The sequence below is a fragment of the Streptomyces sp. NPDC007346 genome, from assembly GCF_040703535.1.
Taxonomy (GTDB): domain Bacteria; phylum Actinomycetota; class Actinomycetes; order Streptomycetales; family Streptomycetaceae; genus Streptomyces.
Genome location: NZ_JBEYKR010000003.1, coordinates 59,523 through 78,785 on the forward strand (window position 1 = coordinate 59,523; position 19,263 = coordinate 78,785).

Annotated in this window: 18 protein-coding genes; 10 read left to right on the plus strand and 8 right to left on the minus strand. The window is 70.8% G+C overall.

Annotation, left to right across the window (positions count from 1 at the left end; translation table 11 throughout):
* Positions 1-131: 131 nt before the first annotated feature.
* The 4 genes from AB0917_RS01730 to AB0917_RS01745 all read right to left on the minus strand — a co-directional run bounded on the left by AB0917_RS01730 (position 132) and on the right by AB0917_RS01745 (position 4,131).
* Positions 132-809: a response regulator gene (locus AB0917_RS01730; protein WP_366817444.1), complete on the minus strand. Its 678-nt coding sequence runs from the start codon at positions 807-809 to the stop codon at positions 132-134.
* Complete coding sequence (locus tag AB0917_RS01735; protein ID WP_366817445.1) at positions 806-1,567, minus strand: ATP-binding protein; 762 nt, start codon at positions 1,565-1,567, stop codon at positions 806-808. Before AB0917_RS01735 ends, AB0917_RS01730 begins: the two co-directional genes overlap by 4 nt.
* A 339-nt stretch (positions 1,568-1,906) precedes the next feature.
* Positions 1,907-2,989 carry a methyltransferase gene (locus AB0917_RS01740; protein WP_366817446.1) on the minus strand — a complete coding sequence of 361 codons (1,083 nt, stop codon included), beginning with the start codon at positions 2,987-2,989 and terminating at the stop codon, positions 1,907-1,909.
* Between the two features lie 110 nt (positions 2,990-3,099).
* On the minus strand, positions 3,100-4,131 hold the full coding sequence (locus AB0917_RS01745) for a LacI family DNA-binding transcriptional regulator (protein WP_366817447.1): 1,032 nt from the start codon (positions 4,129-4,131) through the stop codon (positions 3,100-3,102).
* 141 nt (positions 4,132-4,272) lie between these two features.
* Between AB0917_RS01745 and AB0917_RS01750 the strand changes: the two genes are divergently transcribed.
* The 6 genes from AB0917_RS01750 (at position 4,273) to AB0917_RS01775 (ending at position 11,684) form a co-directional block, all read left to right on the plus strand.
* On the plus strand, positions 4,273-5,574 hold the full coding sequence (locus tag AB0917_RS01750) for an extracellular solute-binding protein (protein WP_366817448.1): 1,302 nt from the start codon (positions 4,273-4,275) through the stop codon (positions 5,572-5,574).
* Positions 5,575-5,606: 32 nt separating this feature from the next.
* Complete coding sequence (locus AB0917_RS01755) at positions 5,607-6,542, plus strand: sugar ABC transporter permease (RefSeq protein WP_366817449.1); 936 nt, start codon at positions 5,607-5,609, stop codon at positions 6,540-6,542.
* Positions 6,539-7,360 carry a carbohydrate ABC transporter permease gene (locus AB0917_RS01760; RefSeq protein WP_366817450.1) on the plus strand — a complete coding sequence of 274 codons (822 nt, stop codon included), beginning with the start codon at positions 6,539-6,541 and terminating at the stop codon, positions 7,358-7,360. The genes AB0917_RS01755 and AB0917_RS01760 overlap by 4 nt, the downstream gene beginning before the upstream one ends.
* Entirely contained in the window at positions 7,357-9,843 is a 2,487-nt protein-coding gene (locus tag AB0917_RS01765; RefSeq protein ID WP_366817451.1) for a glycoside hydrolase family 3 N-terminal domain-containing protein, read from the plus strand. Before AB0917_RS01760 ends, AB0917_RS01765 begins: the two co-directional genes overlap by 4 nt.
* Positions 9,844-9,975: 132 nt before the next feature.
* Positions 9,976-10,467 (plus strand): cupin domain-containing protein, encoded by a 492-nt coding sequence (locus AB0917_RS01770; protein ID WP_366817517.1) that lies wholly within the window; start codon positions 9,976-9,978, stop codon positions 10,465-10,467.
* Entirely contained in the window at positions 10,464-11,684 is a 1,221-nt protein-coding gene (locus tag AB0917_RS01775) for a hypothetical protein (RefSeq protein ID WP_366817452.1), read from the plus strand. Before AB0917_RS01770 ends, AB0917_RS01775 begins: the two co-directional genes overlap by 4 nt.
* Positions 11,685-11,832: 148 nt before the next feature.
* Here AB0917_RS01775 and AB0917_RS01780 read toward each other — a convergent pair whose 3' ends face one another.
* Positions 11,833-11,949: an alpha/beta hydrolase gene (locus AB0917_RS01780; protein ID WP_366817453.1), complete on the minus strand. Its 117-nt coding sequence runs from the start codon at positions 11,947-11,949 to the stop codon at positions 11,833-11,835.
* Positions 11,946-12,227, minus strand: a complete 282-nt coding sequence (locus AB0917_RS01785) for a hypothetical protein (RefSeq protein WP_366817454.1) — start codon at positions 12,225-12,227, stop codon at positions 11,946-11,948. Before AB0917_RS01785 ends, AB0917_RS01780 begins: the two co-directional genes overlap by 4 nt.
* A gap of 268 nt (positions 12,228-12,495) precedes the next feature.
* On the opposite strand from AB0917_RS01785, the gene AB0917_RS01790 reads away from it, so the two are divergent.
* Positions 12,496-13,617, plus strand: coding sequence for an acetate/propionate family kinase (locus tag AB0917_RS01790; protein ID WP_366817455.1), 1,122 nt, complete (start codon positions 12,496-12,498; stop codon positions 13,615-13,617).
* A 69-nt stretch (positions 13,618-13,686) separates the two neighbouring features.
* Positions 13,687-14,358 carry a phosphoribosyltransferase family protein gene (locus tag AB0917_RS01795; protein ID WP_366817456.1) on the plus strand — a complete coding sequence of 224 codons (672 nt, stop codon included), beginning with the start codon at positions 13,687-13,689 and terminating at the stop codon, positions 14,356-14,358.
* Between the two features lie 219 nt (positions 14,359-14,577).
* On the opposite strand, the gene AB0917_RS01800 is transcribed toward AB0917_RS01795, so the two are convergent.
* Both AB0917_RS01800 and AB0917_RS01805 read right to left on the minus strand, forming a co-directional pair.
* The gene (locus AB0917_RS01800) at positions 14,578-14,871 is read right to left on the minus strand and encodes a DUF2267 domain-containing protein (RefSeq protein ID WP_366817518.1); all 294 of its coding nucleotides are present in this window, start codon (positions 14,869-14,871) and stop codon (positions 14,578-14,580) included.
* Positions 14,872-15,001: 130 nt separating this feature from the next.
* Positions 15,002-16,810: a thiamine pyrophosphate-requiring protein gene (locus AB0917_RS01805; RefSeq protein WP_366817457.1), complete on the minus strand. Its 1,809-nt coding sequence runs from the start codon at positions 16,808-16,810 to the stop codon at positions 15,002-15,004.
* A 301-nt stretch (positions 16,811-17,111) separates the two neighbouring features.
* Between AB0917_RS01805 and AB0917_RS01810 the strand changes: the two genes are divergently transcribed.
* Together AB0917_RS01810 and AB0917_RS01815 are read left to right on the plus strand one after the other, a co-directional pair.
* Positions 17,112-18,092 carry a TIGR03557 family F420-dependent LLM class oxidoreductase gene (locus AB0917_RS01810; RefSeq protein WP_366817458.1) on the plus strand — a complete coding sequence of 327 codons (981 nt, stop codon included), beginning with the start codon at positions 17,112-17,114 and terminating at the stop codon, positions 18,090-18,092.
* 230 nt (positions 18,093-18,322) lie between these two features.
* Complete coding sequence (locus AB0917_RS01815) at positions 18,323-19,258, plus strand: Ppx/GppA family phosphatase (protein ID WP_366817459.1); 936 nt, start codon at positions 18,323-18,325, stop codon at positions 19,256-19,258.
* Positions 19,259-19,263 lie beyond the last annotated feature (5 nt).

Below are 19,263 nucleotides of genomic sequence, written 5' to 3' on the forward strand. Positions count from 1 at the left end.
TCTTGCTGGGCCGGGGGGAGGGCGGCCGGGAGGCCGGCGGGGTCACGGGCGGTCCGGGGGAGACGCCCGCGTCCGGTACGGTCCCGGGTCCGGTTCACGTCGGTGGGCCGGGCGTACGGGCCGGGTCCGGTTCAGGTCAGGGAGTAGAGGTGCTCGGGCCGGCCGCTGGTGCCGTACTTGAGGGTGAGCCGCAGTCGCCCGATGTCGGCGAGGAACTTCAGGTACCGCTGCGCGGTGGAGCGGCTGATCCGCGTCAGCTCGGACACCTCCTGGGCGGTCAGCCGGCGCCCGGCCCCGTGCTCCTCGACCACGCGCGAGACCAGCTCCGCGGTGCGCTCGGAGAACCCCTTGGGCAGCCTCCGCCCCGCGTCCGGGGTGCACAGGCCGCCCAGGGACGCGTCGACGGCGTCCTGGTCCATCTCCGTGGTGTCGTCGAACGCGGCGCGCATCCGGGCGTACGACTCCAGCCTCTCGCGGAGGCTCTCGCAGGTGAAGGGCTTGACGAGGTAGTGCACGACACCCGCGCGGCGGGCCGCGAGGACCGATGAGGGTCTGCGGTCGGCGGTGACCATGACGATGTCGACGTCCAGGTCCAGGCCGCGCAGGCGGCGGGTGACGGAGAGTCCGCTCTCGTTGGGGAGGTGGTGGTCGAGCAGGACGAGGTCGATGCCACCGCGCTCGACGGCCGCCAGGGCGGGAGCCGCGTCGTGGGCGATTCCCGCCACCCGGAAGCCGGGTATCTCGGACACGTAATGGGCGTTGATCCTCGCCACGTAGAAGTCGTCGTCGACGACGAGCACATTGATCACCGGTCCTCCCGCAGCCGTCCCGACGTGCCCGCGTCCACCTGGCACAGCTCGTGCGGCCGGGCTCCCCGGGGCTGCTCGGCCGCGCACATCCGGACGGTGAAGACGGCGCCGCCGCCCTTCCGGCCCCCCACCTCGACCGATCCGCTCCGCGCCTCGGCGACGGCGCGTACCAGCGCCAGGCCGATGCCCCGGGGGCGTGCGGGCGAGGCCGGTTTCGTCGAGGAGCCCCGCTCGAAGACCCAGCCGCGCAAGTGGGGCACCACACCGGGCCCGTTGTCGTACACGGAGAGACAGACGGTGCCCCGGTCGTACCGGAGCTGGACCTCCACGCGGGGCTCCGGCCGCCCGGTGCCGGTGACGGCGTCCAGGGCGTTGTCGACGAGGTTGCCGAAGACGGCGCCGATCTCCCCCGCCCCCTCCAGGCCGTCGGGCAGCCAGGAGGCGGGGCCGAGCCGGAGGTCCACGCCGCGCTCGCCCGCGGCGATCAGCTTGCCCACCGCCTGGGCACGGACCAGGGGGTCACCGATCCGGCGCGTGATCATCTCGACCGTGGCGAGCGGCACCCCGTTCACGGCCGCGAACGCGTCCGCCCGCTCCTCCGCGAACCGGGCGAGCACCTGGAGGCCCCTCAGCGTGTGCAGCGTGTTCCGTCGTTCGTGCCGTCGTACGTCGGCGTCGGCCAGATGACGGGCGCTCTGGAAGCTGTCGAGCCAAGCCCGCTCCGCCGCCGTGGGAAGCGCGGTCGCGGTGCCGCCCACGTCGCCGCGAGGGACGGGCGGCCGTCTCGCCGCCCAGGGCTGCGAGACAGTCGCGTATAACTGGCTGGAGTGGGTCATGATGGGCTTTCCGTGGTCATTGCACCTAGCGAAGCTGACCCATTGGACCCGATCCCGCCGTGTACTTCAAGTAAAGAGTTCGCCTTCCTACGGAGGCTTTCCTTCCTCTTCGGGGGCCCGGCACCTGGGCTTTCCCTCGGGACGTGGAGCCTTGCGCGGAGGGGCAGTTGAGGGCCGTGGCACAGCAAACGTACTTGTGCGCGGCGGAATTCCGGGCAGGCGATACGCACGGTGATGGAGGCCGACGAGACGCGCGAGGCTTCAGGGTGCCAATTCCGGTCTCCTGGCCGGGAGCTGAGTGGGCACCAGCTCCAGGACGGAGACCCGGGAAGCGGATGACCTCGTTCTGGTCGGCGTCAGACCGGCCCGCTGGAAGAGTTTCCCGAATTCCTTGAGGCTGCGCTCGCGCCCGGTCGACAGCGCCATCATGTTGAGGTCCATCAGCGGCTCCAGACCGGGGGTGCCCACCTCGTCCACGACGAGCTCCATCACCAGCACGCGGCCACCCGGATTGAGCGCTTCCCGGCAGTTGCGCAGGACGCGCACACAGGCGTCGTCGTCCCAGTCGTGCAGGACGAACTTCAGCAGGTGCACATCGCCGGACGGCACCCGCTCGAAGAAGTCGCCGCCGACGAAGGTGAACCGGTCCGCGACGCCCAGACCCGCTGCCGAGGCCTCCGCCTCGGGGCTCGCGTGCGGAAGGTCGAGGACCACGCCGGTCAGTCCGGGGTGCCGCCGCATGAGCGTCTGGACGAGGTTGCCGCCGGCTCCGCCGACATCCACGACGACTTCGGAGCCCTCGAGGCCGATCACGTCCGCCAGCCGGTGGGCCAGTGACCGGGTCATGGCCGTCATGGCGTCGGTGAAGACCCCGGCCTCCGCCGGGGCGGCGGCAAGCCAGTCGAAGAAGGGCGCGCCGAGGGCGGCCTCCGCCTGAGGGGTGCCGGTGCGGATCGCGTCCGACAGCCGCCCCCAGGGCAGCCAGTGCGACTCGGCCCCGCCCCACAGCGCCAACTCCCGTAAGGAACCGGGGGCGTCGGTGCGCAGCGTCTCCAGCAAGGACGTACTGACGAACCGTTTCCCGTCCGTCGACGCGGCGAGCCCGAGGGATGCGCACGCCCGCAGGAACCGGAAGGTGGAGTCCGGGTCCAGCGACTCCGCCGCAGCCACGTCCGCGGGCGTGGCACCGTCGCCGTACAGATGGTCGGCTATGCGTAACTCCGCTGCGGTCCGCACCACTTGGGTCACCCAGTACCCCGTCATCATCTGGAGCATGCGCCCCGTGTCGTCCCCGGGCGGTTCGACGGAACCCGCCGCGACGAAATCGCGCTCGAACAGAGTCATGTGCTGGGCCTTCCGATGCGGAGTGGGGCGGAGTCGGGAACGTTCGGCCCGGTCGCCCGGGAGGGGGGCCCGGCCGCCTTCACCGGCCACGGACCAGGGCCCCAGGGTGCTCAGCTCTCGGGCGGCGGCGCCGTGCTCTTGCGTACGACCAGGCTCGTGGCCAGCTCCAGCCGCGTGGACACCGGCTCCTGGGCCCGCAGCCGCATCAGCATCTGCGCGGCCTCCTCCGCCATCTGGCGCAGCGGCTGGTGGACCGTGGTCAGGGCCGGACTGGCCCAGCGGGCGATGGACACGTCGTCGTAGCCGACCACCGAGAGGTCGTGGGGGACGCGCAGGCCGTGCACCCGGGCGGCTTCCAGCACGCCGAGTGCCTGGAGGTCGCTGCCCGCGAAGATCGCGGTGGGCCGCCGGGGCCGGGACAGCATCTCGGTGGCGCGGTCGTACCCGCCCTCCACATGGAAGTCGCCGAACAGGATGAGGCCGGGGTCCACCTCCAGCCCCGCCATGGTCATCGCCGACCGGTAGCCGTCGAGCCGGGCGCGGGAGCAGAGCATGTCCTCGGGGCCGGTGATGACCCCGATGCGCCGGTGCCCGCACTCGATGAGGTGGCGGGTGGCGGCCAGTCCGCCGTTCCAGTTGGCCGAGCCGACCGAGGGCACGTCGGGGTCGGGGTCGCCCGCCGGGTCGATGATGACGAACGGGATCGAACGCGCCCTGAGCTGCTCCTTCACTTCGCCGGGCAGGGTCGAGAAGACCAGGACGACACCGAGCGGCCGACGCTGGAGCATCGCCTCCATCCAGTCGGGGCCGGGCGAGTGGCGGGTTCCGCTTTCGGTGAGGACGACCCCGGCGCCATGGGCCTTGGCGACGTTCTCCACCCCCCGGATCAGCTCCATCGCCCAGATGCTCTCCAGCTCGTGGAACACGATCTCGATGAGCGGCGCCTCGCCGGCCGACCGCGTGGTGCGCCGGTACGCATGGGCCTCCAGCAGGCGCTCCACCTTGACCCTCGTGGGGGGCGCCACGTCCTGCCGCCCGTTGAGGACCTTCGAAACTGTCGAAATGGAGACGCCGGCCCGCTCGGCCACCTGGGCCAGGGTGATGCGGCCCGTTTTCTCGTCATCGCGCATGGCCAGGAGCATAAAGCACGGAGGCGACTGCCTCTCAGGTGTAACGCTTTGATAACGCGGTGACCGAGGGTTGACCCCCCAGATGAGGAGTCCTAGCGTCCCGACTCAAGAAGTTTCGGTAACCGTACCGAAAAAGTTTCGAAAGGTGTGCCGATGAAGCAACGCGCACGGTTCTCGCGGACCGTCGTCGTCGGTGGTGCCGCACTGGCCCTGGTGCTGTCCCTCTCCGGGTGCGGAGGAGACTCCGACGCGGCCGGCGGCGACACCATCCACGTCCTGGTCTACGGGGACGCGGCGAACAAGGTGGAGAAGGAGCTCGTCGCCACCTTCAACAAGACGTCGAAGGTGAAGGTGGTCCTGGACACGATCCCGGGCGCCGACTACCAGGCCAAGCTGCAGACGATCATCAACAGCAAGCAGGCGCCGGACGTCTTCTTCAACTGGGGCGGCGGCAGCATCAAGCCGTTCGTCGACGCCGGTCTGCTGCTCCCGCTGGACCCCTTCATCGCCGAGGACCCGGGCCTCAAGGCGAACTTCCTGCCGTCGGTGTTCAACAGCGCGGTGGTCGACGGCACGTCCTACGGGATCCCGATGCGCGGTACGCAGCCCGTGCTGCTCTTCAACAACGGCAAGGTCCTCGAGAAGGCGGGCGTCGAACCCCCCGAGACCTGGGACGACCTGCTGGCGGCGGTCGAGGCGCTGAAGGCCGACGGCGTCACCCCGATCGCGCTGGGCGGCGGCGACCGGTGGCCGACGCTGATGTGGTTCGAGTACCTGTACGACCGCATCGCCGGCCCGGAGCTCTTCCAGAAGGCCCTGGACGGCGACAAGGACGCCTGGGCGAGCCCGGAGAGCCGGAAGGCCCTGGGCAAGATCAGGGAGCTGGTGGACGCCGGGGCCTTCGGCACCAACTACGACTCGGTGAAGTTCACCGACCAGGGTTCCCCCACGCTCCTGGCGACGGGCAGGGCCGGCTTCGAGCTGATGGGCTCGTGGGCGTACTCGACGCAGCAGGACGCGCACCCCGAGTTCGCCAGGAGCGACCTCGGATACAGCGCCTTCCCCTCCGTCGAAGGCGGCAAGGGCGACCGGGCGAACGTCGTCGGCAACACCAACAACTTCTACTCCGTGCTGAAGAAGACGAAGCACCCGCAGGTCGTCGCCGAGTTCCTGAAGCTCATGTACTCGGACCAGTTCGTCAAGGCGCAGCTCGACATCGGCAACCTGCCCACCACGACGAACACCGAAGGCTTCCTGGACACCGCGGCCGGCCCCGAGTTCGCGAAGTTCCAGTACGACATGGTCAAGGCGGCCCCGGCGTTCCAGCTCTCCTGGGACCAGGCGTACCCCCAGTCGGCGGCCACCACGATGTACCAGTCCCTCCAGCAGTTCTTCAACGGCTCGATGGACGAGGACGCCTTCATCAAGGCCATGCAGGCGCTGCCGACCTCGTGAGCGCACTGAGATCCGGACGCGGAACACCTGACATGACCCGAACCGCGACACCCCCGGCGGACAGCGGGACGGTCAAGAGGGCCGGCTCGTCCGGCACCGGAGCGGGCCGCCCGGGATTCCTCTGGGCGGTCCCCGCCGCCGTCTTCTTCGGCCTCTTCGCCATCGTCCCGCTCATCATGGTCGCCGTACTCTCCTTCGCCAGCTGGGACGGTCTGAGCGATCCGGAGTTCGCCGGCCTCGACAACTGGAGGACGCTTCTCGACGACCCCGTCATGGTCAAGAGCCTGTGGCTGAGCGTCCTGCTCACCGTGCTCGGGGTCGCCGTCCAGACCCCGCTGAGCATCCTGCTCGGGGTCTGGGCGGCGGGGCACCAGCGCAACCGGGCCGTCCTGTCCGCCATCTACTTCGTCCCGCTGCTGCTGTCCGTCGCGGCCGTGTCCGTGCTGTGGCGCGCCGTCCTGGACCCCAATCTCGGTGTCCCCGCGCACGCCACATGGCTGTTCGGCGACGGCAACCTGTTCGGGACGCAGGCCACCGCGATCGGCGTCCTGGTCTTCGTCAGCACCTGGCAGTTCACCCCGCTGCACACGCTGATCTACCAGGGCGCGGCGCGCGCGGTACCGCCGGTCCTCTACCAGGCGGCGCAGATCGACGGCGCGGGCACGGTACGGCAGTTCTTCCACATCACGCTGCCGCAGCTGCGCAACTCGATCATCACCTCGATGATCCTGATGGTGGTCGGCGGACTCACGACCTTCGACACCGTCCTCATCCTGACCCAGGGCGGACCGGGCAGCGACACCACCATCAGCGCGTACTACATGTACCAGAAGGCGTTCAAGAGCTTCGACTACGGAGCGGCGTCCGCCATCGCCCTCCTCCTGGTCCTCGTCTCCACGGTCATCTCGCTGATCGTGGTGCGGCTCTCGGGCTACGACAAGATGCGCAGCACCATGGAGGGACTGTGAGCAAGAGCCGTCCCAACTACTTCGCCGGTTTCGGCTCGCTGGTCTGGCTCCTGGTGGTGGGGCTGCCGCTGTACGTGATGCTCGTCGCCACGTTCCAGTCGCGCCCCGACTACGCGGCCAACGGCCCACTGGCCTTTCCGAAGCACTTCACGCTCGACAACTACGTCAACGACCTCGACAGCGGCTTCGCGCAGTATTTCCTCAACACGGTCATCGTCACCGTGTGCGTCGTGGGCATCGTCGTACTTCTCGTCCCGCCGCTGGCGTACACCATCGTCAGGAGCCAGGGCCGGACCACCACCACGGTCTTCCGGCTGTTCCTCCTGGGCCTGGCGATCCCCTCGCAGGCGGTCATCGTCCCGATGTTCTTCATCATCAGCGAGGCCGGTCTCTACGACAACCTCATCGGCGTCATCCTGCCGACGGCGGCCTTCGCCATGCCGGTGTGCGCCCTGATCCTGACGGGCGTGATGCGTGACATCACCCCCGATCTGTACGAGGCCATGACGATGGACGGTGCCTCGCCCCGGCGGGTCTTCTTCCAGCTGGTGCTGCCGCTGTCCAGGAGCGGGGTCTCGACGATCATCGTCTTCTCCGCGCTCCAGGCGTGGAACGGCTTCCTGTTCCCCCTCGTCCTGACGCAGTCGGTGGAGACCAAGGTGATCACCCTGGGGCTCTACGACTTCCAGACGGAACGCGGAGTCGACACCCCCGGTCTGCTCGCCGCCGTCGTCCTGTCCATGCTTCCCATCCTGATCGTCTACCTGTTCGCACGTCGGGCCCTGGTACAGGGGCTCATGGGGGTAGGAGGAAAGTGACCGCCAACATCGACAACGCCGGCGTGCAGACACCCGCCGAGGCCACCGACTCTCGGACGCCGCTCTCCGGCGCCCCGGACCACCGCACCGGGCCCTGGCGCGATCCCACCCTCACTCCCGAGGCCAGGGCCGACGCCCTGATCGCCGCCATGACCCTCCAGGAGAAGATCTCCCAGCTCTTCGGCGTCTGGGTGGGCGCCTCCGACGAGGGCGCCGAAGTCGCGCCGTTCCAGCACGACATGGAGGAGGCCGTCGCCCTCGACGACCTGCTTCCGCACGGCCTCGGCCAGCTGACCCGCCCGTTCGGAACGGCCCCGGTCGACCCGGCCCTGGGCGCCCTCTCGCTGTCGCGCACCCAGGAGCGCATCGCCGGGGCGAACCGCTTCGGCATACCGGCCCTCGCCCATGAGGAATGCCTCGCGGGCTTCGCCACCTGGGGCGCGACCGCCTATCCGGTGCCGCTGTCCTGGGGCGCCACCTTCCATCCGGAACTGGTCCGTGAGATGGCCGCCGCGATCGGCCGCGACATGCGCTCGGTCGGCGTGCACCAGGGGCTCGCCCCCGTACTCGACGTCGTACGCGACGCACGCTGGGGCCGCGTCGAGGAGACGATCGGCGAGGACCCGTACCTGGTGGGGACGGTGGCCACCGCCTACGTACGGGGACTGGAGTCGGCCGGGATCGTCGCCACGCTCAAGCACTTCGCCGGGTACTCCGCCTCACGGGCGGGCCGCAACCTCGCCCCCGTCGCCATGGGCGCGCGGGAGCGGGCCGACATCATCCTGACCCCGTTCGAGATGGCCGTACGCGAGAGCGGCGTACGGTCCGTCATGCACGCCTACACCGACACCGACGGAATCCCCTCCGCGGCCGACGGGCCGCTGCTGACCGGCCTGCTCCGGGACACCTGGGGCTTCGACGGGACCGTTGTGGCGGACTACTTCGGCATCGCGTTCCTGAAGACGCTGCACGGGGTGGCGGGGACCTTCGGGGAAGCGGCCGGGGCAGCGCTCGACGCGGGTGTGGACGTGGAGCTGCCGACCGTCAAGACGTTCGGCGGCCCGCTGACCGACGCGCTCGCCGAGGGCCTCGTCCCCGAGGCGCTGGTGGACCGCGCGGTACGCCGAGTGCTGGTCCAGAAAGCCCAGTTGGGGCTGCTGGACGCCGACTGGCGGCCGGTGCCGCCGGTGCTCAGCGGAGCCGCGGGCGCGGACGGTTCCACGGACGGCTCCACGGGCGGGGACTCGGAGGCGCTGCGCGGGACCGTCCGTCTCGACACCGACGAGAACCGCGCGCTCGCCCGCCGCGTCGCCGAACAGGCCGTCGTACTCCTGCGCAACGACGGCACCCTGCCCCTGGCGGCGGACGCGGACGCCGGAGCCCCCGCCCGTATCGCACTCGTCGGGCCCAACGCCGACACCCCGACGGCCGTCCTGGGCTGCTACGCCTTTCCCGTCCACGTCGGGGGCCGGCACCCCGACACCCCGCTCGGCATCGAACTGCCCACCCTGCGCGAGGCGTGTGCGGCGGAGTTCCCCGACAGCGAGATCGTCACCGCGCGGGGTGCGGACATCGACGGCCCGGACACCGGCGGGTTCGGCGAGGCCGTCGAACTGGCCCGGGGCGCCGACCTCGTGATCGTCGCACCCGGCGACCGGGCCGGCCTCTTCGGGCGCGGTACGAGCGGGGAGGGCTGCGACGCGGAGAGCCTGGCGCTCCCCGGCGTCCAGCAGCAGCTGCTCGACGCCCTCCTCGACACGGGCACCCCCGTCGTCGTCACCCTGCTCGCCGGCCGCCCCTACGCCCTGGGGCGTGCGGCGGACGAGGCGGCCGCGGTGGTGCAGTCGTTCTTCCCCGGCGAGGAGGGGACGAGGGCCATCGCCTCGGTGCTCAGCGGCCGCACCGAACCGTCCGGCCGGCTGCCCGTCAGCGTGCCGCGCCACCCCGGCTCCCAGCCCTCCACCTACCTGGCGGCGCGGCTCGGCCACTCCAGCGATGTGTCCAGCGTCGATCCGACCCCGGCGTTCGGGTTCGGCCACGGTCTGACGTACACCGCCTTCGAGTGGAGCGACCTCGTCGTGGAGCGCGGACGGGCCTCCACGGAAGGGGAGTTCGCGCTCTCCTGCACCGTCCGCAACACCGGTGCGCGGCCGGGGACCGAGGTGCTCCAGGTCTATCTGCACGACCCGGTCGCCTCCGTGGTCCAGCCGGTGCAGCGCCTCATCGGGTACGTACGCCTCGACCTGGCGCCCGGACGGGCGGCCAGGGTGCGGATGACGGTCCCGGCGGACCTCGCGTCCTTCACGGGCCGCGACGGCCACCGGATCGTCGAACCGGGCGACCTCGAACTGCGGCTGAGCGCGTCGAGCACCGACACGCGCCTGACGGCCAGGGTCACGCTGACCGGGCCGGTACGCACGGTCGACCACACCCGCCGGCTGCACATGGGCATGGCGACGGAGGTGCTCACGGACGCGCCGTAGCCCGGCGACACACCGACGGGGAGGGGCCTTCGCGGGTGGGACGACCACCGGCGAAGGGCCTTCCGTCCCCGTCCGACAGGCGCCGAGTCGGCCCCGGACCGTCTGCACCCGATGCCGACCACGGTGCCCGGCATGTTCGGTCGTCGTGAGCCTGCTGCGCAGGTCAGAGCGGAGCCGCCGAAAGCCATCATTTTTCATTCCCCCCGTGAAGCAGCCTTCAGGCTCAGCGAGATCTTCCACAGCCGGTGGCAGGCCGGCGGTGAAGGGGGCATCCAAGGGGAGGAAGACCCCTGTGCGGTACTCCACTACATGCTGAACAACGAGTGCTTCGTCGACTTCCAGGACGACTCTCCGCCCATCCACCTGAGCGCGGGAGACCTCGCGGTCTTCCGCCACGGCACCGCGCACATCTTCGCCTGCCGGCCGGACGCGGTGGGCGCCCAGCCGTTGAGATCGGTACTGCCGGAACGTGTCCCCGATTCCTTGATCTTGTTCCGGGCAGGGGGCCGCCGTAGGCTGTCCGCCTCTTCCCTTGGTGGAAGTGCGCCCCCGGGTTGCGCATCGCACCCGCCGGGGCCCTTTCGTAGCTGGGGTCGGCAGGGTTCGGGGGGATATCTGTCATGAATGCCAACGAGACGGTGCTCGGTCAGGAGATCGCGAAGCGGTATCCGAGCAAGGGCAGTCTTCAGCGTGTGCGTCTGGCTTCCCCCGCGGAGTTCACGTGCTCGCGGTGCCTGGGCACCAAGAAGGCGCGCCTGGTGGCGTTCGACGGTGAAGCGCTGTTCTGCAATGGGTGCTACGGCCGCATGAACACCGGGCAGGCCGACGTCGAGCGACCCCGCCCGGCGGGACCTCAGGCGCCGGATCCCGCGCAGGCGGTGGTGAAGCAGGATGGCTGGGGGCGGCCGTACGGCATCACGGCCTCGGAGCTCACCGTCGAGTGGAGTGTCACTGTACGGGCGGAGAACCTGTTGGGTGGTACGTGTCCGGTGCCCGACGAGGCGGTATCCAGGATTCCGGACAGTCCGCTCAACCTTGCCTTCATCCACAGAAAACGGAGTGAAAGGGATGCCTTCGACTACCAGCACGGGATATCCCTCGGCCAGGGCGGCACCCGGCCGATGCTGACGGGGGTGCGATGGCATCCCTCGATCCTGCCGGGAACCCGCCTGCGGGTTTGCTGGAAGGAGCGGCTGAAATCGCGGCTTTCCCTCACCTGCACCGTGCTGCGCCCACCGGTCGTGGTCGCCGGCACGGTCGTCCTGTACGAGTACGACCCGAGGGTCATGACGCGTGACCTCGCGGCGGCTGACCTGCGAGCGGATCAGCCGGAGGAAATCGTGCTGATCACACTCCGCGAATTGGGGTACCTCGATGAGTACGGCCGCGCACTGCTCCCGAGACCGGCGCTGGTGCGCAACGCCGGCGAGCACGCTGGTGCCGGGCCGAAGCGCCCCACGGCGCAGGAACTGGATGCGGCGATCGAGTACCTGCTGAGCCGTGGGCTGCTGACATGGGAAACGGGCAGTATCAACTCTCGCGGTGTACTGACCTATCCGGCCCGCTCCGGAGGAACTCCGGTCGATCTGCTCTGCTACGCCCCCAACGTGCGGGATGCGAAGGAGACGGACGTTCGCGCTGCGGAGGGGCAGGAGGGAGTGAGGGAAGTCGAAGCCCACCAAGTGGCAGGGCACTTGATGCGCATCGGTCACCTGGGCAAGAAGGCGAGTCCGGCGGCAGAGGCCGCGTACGTCTACGACCGCAAGCGGGCAGGTCTTGCCGGCCCTCACCGGCTTCCTCCGAACTACACCTACGTCCGTGAGCATGAACGCGGCGTGTGAGTGGCTGAGATGGCGCTGCCGGTGCTGTGCATCACCGACGACGATCCGGTCGCGCGGCAGATCGCCGATCAGCGTGCCCGTCGGCCGGACCTCGGGAAACGTCCTCTCCCACTGGACAGGCCCGGCGCGGTGGGCGAAGGGGCGTCCGTCACGAGCAGGTGGTGTCGTTCCTCGGGACCGTTCCGTCGAGCAGGTACTTGTCGACCAGTCCGGTCAGGCAGTCGTTGACGCCGTAGGTGCCGTCTCCTTCACCGTCGACGGTCACATCGACGGTGGGGGCGTGGCCGGCCACGGGCCAGCAGGTGCAGTGGAGCAGTGGAGCAGTGACCAGGCCATCCAGTTGCCGACGACAGCGGATGCCCTGCGGAACTCGGGAAGATGCCGACGCACGTCGTCGGTGGTGAAGCGACCTGTGTAATCGGCGCAGCTCACCCCTGTGAAGGCGGCATTGCTGTCGGCGTACCCGTCCTCGTCGGTGCGTTCCCTTAGGGCGTCGTCGAGGGGCAGCAGCGTGGTGCCGTACCCCTCGCCCTCCGTGACCACGGTGACTTTTTGACGTCGAAGTCATCCGCGTCGCCGCATACGTCCTGGACAGGACACCGGCGCGCCCCTGGCGTAGGACGGCAGCGGACCACCGAGCCGCGGCCGTCCGCGACGCGCGCTCGAGCCCCGGTGGGAGAACTGACCGCTCGCGAATCTCTTCGTTTCCTGCCAGGCCGGGGCGGGTACTCGGTGCGCGGCACGCCCGCGCCCCCTGCCGGGGCCGTGACATCTGCCGTGGTGTGTTCTCGGGCCGAAGGAAGGGATCAACGTGTGCGCACGGAGCGACAGCCCGGTCCTGGTGGCCGACGCGGGATCGTCGAGCCTGCGTCTGACCGTCTTCGGTGACGGCGGCGAGTTCCTTGCCGAACACCGCGGCGACTCCCCGCCCGGCGAGGACGCCCCGGAGGCGCTGCGGCAGGTGCTGGCCGAGGCCCCCGCTCCCGTCGCCGTCGGTCACCGCCTCGTCCACGGCGGACCGGAACTGCGCCGCCACACCCTGGTCGACGACGATGTCCGCGCCCGCCTGGACCGGGTGGCCGACCTCGCGCCGCTGCACGTCCCGCCGGCCCTCACCGTTCTGGACGCTGCCCGGGAGCTGCTGCCCGACGTCCCGCACATCGCCTGCTTCGACACCGTCTTCCACGCCGGCCTGCCCGCCGCCGCACGGGAGTACGCGGTGCCCGCCACCTGGCGCGAGGAGTACGGGCTCCGCCGCTACGGCTTCCACGGGCTGTCCTACGCCTGGGCCGTGGAACAGGCCGCCGGGCTTCTCGGCCGCCGCCCCGATCAGCTGCACCTCGTGGTCGTGCACCTCGGTGGCGGCTGTTCCGCCTGCGCGGTGCGCGACGGCCGCAGCGTCGACACGACGATGGGGTTCACGCCGTTGGAGGGGCTGGTGATGAGCCACCGCAGCGGCAGCGTCGACCCCGGCGCCCTCACCTGGCTTCAGACCCGGCACGGTCTGTCCGCCGCGGACATCGAGGACGCGCTGAACCACGAGTCCGGTCTGCTGGCCCTCTCCGGCACCTCGGACGACACGCGCGACCTCGTCCGTGGCCGGGCGGCCGGGGACGGGCGCGCCGCACTCGCCCTGGACGTCTTCACCCATCACTGCCGTCGCGGTGTCGCCGCGATGGCCGCGTCCCTCGACCGGCTCGACGCCCTCGTCTTCACCGGGGAGATCGGCGAGGACCAGCCCGAGGTGCGTGAGGAGGTGTGCGCCGGGCTGGCCACGCTCGGTCTCACGGGCGGCCTGCGGGCGCTCGTCGCCGAGCGTCCCGACATCATCAGCGAGCCCGGGGCGCGGGTCCTGGTCGTCGTCGTACCCACCGGAGAGGCTCAGCAGGTCGACCGTGAGAGCCGGGCCCTCCTGGCCCGTCCGGTCCGGTGAGCGGCATCCCGGACCGGACGGAGCCACGAGGGCCCTTCGAGCCCCGAGCGAGAGAGGCAGACCTCCATCATGGGATTCCGTCATCGCGGGGAAGCAGGCCGGCAACTCGGTGTTCGGCTCAAGGAGTGGGCATCCGACCAGGGCGTGCGACAGCCCCTCGTCCTCGCGCTGCCCCGCGGTGGGGTACCGGTGGCCGCCGAAGCCGCCCAGGCCCTCGGCGTACCGCTGGACGTGCTCGTCGCGCGGAAGATCGGCCTTCCGGGCCGCCCGGAGACGGGCATCGGCGCGATCGTCGGCGAGGACCCGCCGCTCTTCGACAGGCGGGCACTGGAGATGCTCGGCCTCAGCGAGGACCGTCTCGTCGGGGAGGTGGCCCGTGAGCGTGCGGAACTGCGGCGCCGCGCCCTGCTCTACCGCGGCGACCGGCCGACGCCCGACATCGAGGACCGCGCCGTCATCGTCGTCGACGACGGCCTGGCCACCGGCGCCACCGCACGCGCCGCCCTGCGGCACCTGAGCCGTCAGGGACCCGCCCGGCTGCTCCTCGCCGTCCCCGTAGGCGCTCCCGAGACCGTGGCCGAGATGCGCTCGGAGGCCGACGACATCGTCTGCCTCCAGCAGCCGCCGGACTTCCGGGCGGTGGGTTTCTGGTACGACGACTTCGAGCAGGTGAGTGACGAGGAGGTCATCGAGACCCTGAACGAGGTCTCGGGCCCGACATCCGATCGGCCCGAGGGGTAGGACCGCCCCGAGGGGTGGACCGCCCGAGGGGCCCGAAGGGCAAGTCCGCCACGACGGCGCGGTACCGTCCTGCCTGAGTGCCTGAGTGCCTGAGTGCCTGAGTGCCTGAGTGCCTGAGTGCCTGAGTGCCTGAGTGCCTGAGTGCCTGAGTGCCTGAGTGCCTGAGCGCGTGCGTATCTGCGTGCCTACGTGCGTACCTGCGCGTGCCCCGTCGCGGCCTCAGCCTTCCTCGTCGGCGGCACGGTCCACGGGCAGCAACGCGCGAATGTCCGCCGGCAGTGCCGCGCCCACGTGCTCCATCAGCTCCGGAGCGAGTGAGGCGTCGAGCACCTCCAGTACGGCGGCGGCCTCACGCAGGGCCGCGTCCTCGTCCGTACCGGCGCGGCCGGCGATCCGCCCGGCGAACGCGGTCAGGTCGAACCGCTCGGCCGAGCCCTCCGACGGGCGGCCGGTGGAGGACGCCGTCGACCGCCGCACCGAGGCGGCCAGTTCAGCGCGTCCAGTCGGCTCAATCCGACCCGGGCACGCCCGGCCAGCTCAACCTCGGCCCGCCCGGCGCTCCCGCCCGGCGCTCCCGCCGGGCGCGGCCCGCCGGCAGGACTCCGTGGCGCACGAGGACCGGCGGTCGCCCGCCGGGGCGGGGCTACCGCCCGTCGGAGCGGGGCCGGCCGCCCGGCAGCATCTCCTGCACCTTCGCCTTGAAGCCCTGCTTCACCATCGCCCCGCGGTCGCTGTCGCCCTTGAGGACCGCGGTCGCCGCGGCCGTGATCTGGTCCAGGGAGGCGTGGGGCGGGATGGGCGGGACGGCCGGGTCGGTCCGGAAGTCGATGACGAAGGGGCGGTCGGCGGCGAGCGCACGGTCCCACGCGGCCTCGACGTGCTTGGGCTTCTCCACCCGTACGCCGTCCAGCCCCATGTGCTTGGCGATCTCCGCGTAGGGCAGGTCCGGGATGTGCTGGGACTCCTCGAACTGCGGGGCTCCCGACATGGCCCGCATCTCCCAGGTGACCTGGTTCAGATCGCTGTTGTTCAGTACGGCGACGATCAGCCGCGGGTCGGACCACTCATGGTGGTACTTCGCCGCGGTCACCATCTCCATCATGCCGTTCATCTGCATGGCACCGTCGCCGACCAGCGCGATGGCGGGCCGGTCGGGGTGGGCGAACTTGGCGCCGATGGCGTACGGCACGCCGGGCCCCATCGTGGCCAGGGTGCCGGACAGGGAGCCCCGCATGTGTCCGCGCAGGCGCAGGTGGCGTGCGTACCAGTTGGCGGCCGAGCCGGAGTCGGCGGTGAGGATCGCGTCGTCGGGCAGCTTGGCGTCCAGGGCGTGGACGACGTATTCGGGGTTGATCGGGTCGGCGTCCACGCCGGCGCGGCGCTCCATGACCTCCCACCAGCGCGCCACGTTCTTCTCCACCTCGTGCCGCCAGCCGCGGCTCTCCTTGCGGTGCAGTCGGGGCAGGAGGCGTTGCAGGGTTTCGCGCGAGTCGCCGACGAGGTTCACCTCGAACGGGTAGCGCAGACCGATCATGTGCGGGTCGATGTCGATCTGGACCGCCCGCGCCTGGTCCAGCTCCGGCATGAACTGCGTGTACGGGAAGCTGGAACCGATCATCAGCAGGGTGTCGCACCCCTGCATCAGGTCGTAGGAGGGGCGGGTGCCCAGCAGTCCGATGGAGCCGGTCACATACGGCAGATCGTCGGGGAGGGCGTCCTTGCCCAGGAGGGCTTTGGCCACCCCGGCGCCGAGGACGTCCGCCAGACGTTCCACCTCCTGCCGTGCCCCGCGCGCGCCCTGACCGATCAGGACGGCGACCTTCTCCCCGGCGTTCAGAACGTCGGCGGCGCGCTGGATGTCCTCGTCGGCCGGCACCGGGGCGTAGCGGCTCAGGCCCAGGCTGGAGGGAACCATCTTGAACGCGTGGCGCGGCGGGTCGTAGTCCAGCTCCTGGACGTCGGCGGGCAGGATGACCGCGGTGACGGTGCGCTTGGCGTACGCGGTGCGCATCGCCCGGTCGATCAGGTTCGGCAGCTGCTCCGGCACGGTCGCCGTCTCGCAGAACTCGGAGGCCACATCCTTGTAGAGGTTCTGGAGGTCCACTTCCTGCTGGTACGAGCCACCCATGGCGGTCCGGTCGGTCTGCCCCACCAGCGCCACCACGGGTACGTGGTCCAGCTTGGCGTCGTACAGGCCGTTCAGCAGGTGGATCGCGCCCGGCCCCGAAGTGGCCGCGCACACCCCGACCTTTCCGGAGAACTTGGCGTATCCGACGGCCTGGAAGGCGGACATCTCCTCGTGGCGCGCCTGGACGAACTTCGGTTTGTTCTCCGCCCGCCCCCAGGCCGCCAGCAGACCGTTGATGCCGTCGCCGGCGTAGGCGAAGACGTGGGTCACGTCCCACTCACGCAGTCGCTGGAGGATGTAGTCGGACACCTTCGTACTGGCCATGAGAACTCCGTCCTTGTCCTGCCTGCTCTTTCCCGCGGCCCTCCCCGCCGTCTCCCCGGCCCGTCACGGGGCGGCTCGGCGGCACGGTCTCCCGCTGACGGAGCGGCGGGGCCGCCGCCCCGTACGGGTACACCGAATACCGGCCGTGAAACGCGTGCGGCCCCGGCGATGGCCGGCGGGGCCGGTGCTGGGGAGGCAGGCGTTACGCACTGAGGTCAGGGGGTACCCCTGTGCGCACAGAGCGACCAGGGGTAACCCTGTGCGCACAGGGCGACCGTGACGCATGCGAAACGAGGACCACATGCAGGTGGGATACAAGCTGGCGGCCGAGGCGTTCGGCCCGGCGGAGCTGGTCAGGCAAGCCGTTCTCGCCGAGCAGGCGGGGTTCGACTTCGTGGAGATCAGTGATCACTACCACCCCTGGCTGGACAACCAGGGACACTCGCCGTTCGCCTGGACGGTGCTGGGGAGTATCGCGGCCAAGACCTCGCGCATCGGGCTGGCGACCGGCGTGACGTGCCCCACCGTGCGCTATCACCCCGCCGTCATCGCTCAGGCGGCCGCGACCCTCGCCCTGCTGTCGGAGGGCCGCTTCGTCCTGGGCGTCGGTTCGGGGGAGCGGCTCAACGAGCACGTCGTCGGCCTCGGCTTTCCCGACTCGGTCAGCGCCCGGCACGACATGCTCACCGAAGCACTGGAGATCATCCGGCTGCTGTGGAGCGGGGGCTACCGGTCCTACGAGGGCAAGCACCTGCGGCTGCGGGACGCCCGTATCTTCGACCTTCCCCAGGAGCTGCCTCTGATCGCGGTGGCCGCCAGCGGCCGGGCGTCGACGCGCATCGCCGCCGAACTGGGCGACGGGCTGTTCGCCACGGAGGACAAGCCCGGCATCGTCCAGCACTACCGTGACGCCGGCGGCACCGGCCCGCGCTACGCGGAGGTCCCCATGGCCTGGGCCCCCGACGCGCACACCGCCGCGCAAGCCGCCCTCGAGACCTCGCGATGGGCCCTGACCGGGTGGAAGGTGATGAGCGAGCTGCCCAACCCGGTCAACTTCGACGCCGCGACCACCACCGTGCGCGAGGAGGACATCCTGGAGAAGTTCGCCTGCGGCGCGGAGCCGGCGCGGTACATCGAGGTGGCGCAGCAGTTCGTCGACGCGGGGTTCGACAGGCTGGTCATGCAGAACGCCGGCCCCGACCCCGACGGGTTCATCGACTTCTACGAGCGCGAACTCGACGGGCGCATCCGACAGCTCGAACCGACCGGCACACGAGCCTGATCCGCCCCGGGTGCGGGTGGCCCCGTCCGCCGCCGCACCGCCGCACCGCCGCACCGCCGCACCGCCGCACCGCGTCACCGCCGCACCGTGTCACCGCCACACCACGACACCGCCGCACCGCTGCACCGTGGACGCGGGCCAGGGGTCTGCTGTCGCTCAGGTGGGTCTCTTTCCGTCAGGGCTCGCACCGTTTCGGCATCGTGGGCGGTGAATGTGGGCAGACGGCTCGCATGCGGATGGCTGTGGTGGACGCGGGTTCCAACACCGTGCGGTTGTTCGTGGCCGAGGTCGGGCAGCGCGGGCTCATCCCCGTGCACACGGTCAAATGGCGGCTACGGCTGGCGCAACAGGTGGACCGGAACGGAACGATGGGCCGGGCGGCGATGGGGCAGTTGGCCGACGCGGTGGCGGCGGCCTGCCGTGAATCCCGGCGGTGGGGGGTGCGCGAGCCGATCGTGTTCGCCACGGCGGTCGTGCGCGACGCCCCGAACCGGCCCCAAATTCTGGAAGCGATCGGGGAGCGGTGCGATGTGCCGGTGCGCCTGCTGCCGGGCGAGCGGGAGGCCGAGCTGACGTACCTGGCCGCCCGGCGGTGGACGGGCCACCGGGCCGGCCCGCTGGCGGTGCTCGACATCGGGGGTGGTTCCTTCGAAGCGGCGTACGGCGACGGCGGGGCCGCGGACGTCGCCGTGTCCCTGCCGCTGGGCGCGGGCCGGCTGACCCGGGAGCACTTCGCCGGTCAGGACCCGCCCTCGCCCACGCAGGTCAAGGACTTACGGCAGTACGTGCGGGGCCAGTTGGACGAACTGTCCGCACAGGTGCGGGACGCCGGTCCCCGCACGGTCGTGGCCACCTCGCGCACCTTCGAGCAGTTGTCACGTCTGTGCTCCCAGGACGATGACGGGGGCGGTGCGACCGGAGCGCGGCGGCTTCACCGCGCCGCACTGCGGCGAGCGATCAAGCGGTTGAAGCGTCTGCCCGCGGCCGACCGCGCGCGTCTGCCCGGCATATCGCGCGCCCGCTCGGCCCAGAGCCTGGCCGGCGCGATCGTCGCCGAGACCGCGATGCGCACCATGGACCTCGACTCCGTCCTCATCTGCCCCTGGGCCATCCGCGAAGGCGTTCTTCTCGACGTGTCCGACCGCCGGCGCGCAGCCGCGGGGTAGGAGGC

Excerpts from the sequence above, each read along its gene's own strand:
- AB0917_RS01740 (WP_366817446.1), bottom strand. The coding sequence starts at position 2,989 with ATGACTCTGTTCGAGCGCGATTTCGTCGCGGCGGGTTCCGTCGAACCG.
- AB0917_RS01745 (WP_366817447.1), bottom strand. The coding sequence starts at position 4,131 with ATGCTCCTGGCCATGCGCGATGACGAGAAAACGGGCCGCATCACCCTG.
- AB0917_RS01750 (WP_366817448.1), top strand. The coding sequence starts at position 4,273 with ATGAAGCAACGCGCACGGTTCTCGCGGACCGTCGTCGTCGGTGGTGCC.
- AB0917_RS01755 (WP_366817449.1), top strand. The coding sequence starts at position 5,607 with ATGACCCGAACCGCGACACCCCCGGCGGACAGCGGGACGGTCAAGAGG.
- AB0917_RS01770 (WP_366817517.1), top strand. The coding sequence starts at position 9,976 with ATGTTCGGTCGTCGTGAGCCTGCTGCGCAGGTCAGAGCGGAGCCGCCG.
- AB0917_RS01775 (WP_366817452.1), top strand. The coding sequence starts at position 10,464 with ATGAATGCCAACGAGACGGTGCTCGGTCAGGAGATCGCGAAGCGGTAT.
- AB0917_RS01795 (WP_366817456.1), top strand. The coding sequence starts at position 13,687 with ATGGGATTCCGTCATCGCGGGGAAGCAGGCCGGCAACTCGGTGTTCGG.
- AB0917_RS01805 (WP_366817457.1), bottom strand. The coding sequence starts at position 16,810 with ATGGCCAGTACGAAGGTGTCCGACTACATCCTCCAGCGACTGCGTGAG.
- AB0917_RS01810 (WP_366817458.1), top strand. The coding sequence starts at position 17,112 with ATGCAGGTGGGATACAAGCTGGCGGCCGAGGCGTTCGGCCCGGCGGAG.
- AB0917_RS01815 (WP_366817459.1), top strand. The coding sequence starts at position 18,323 with ATGCGGATGGCTGTGGTGGACGCGGGTTCCAACACCGTGCGGTTGTTC.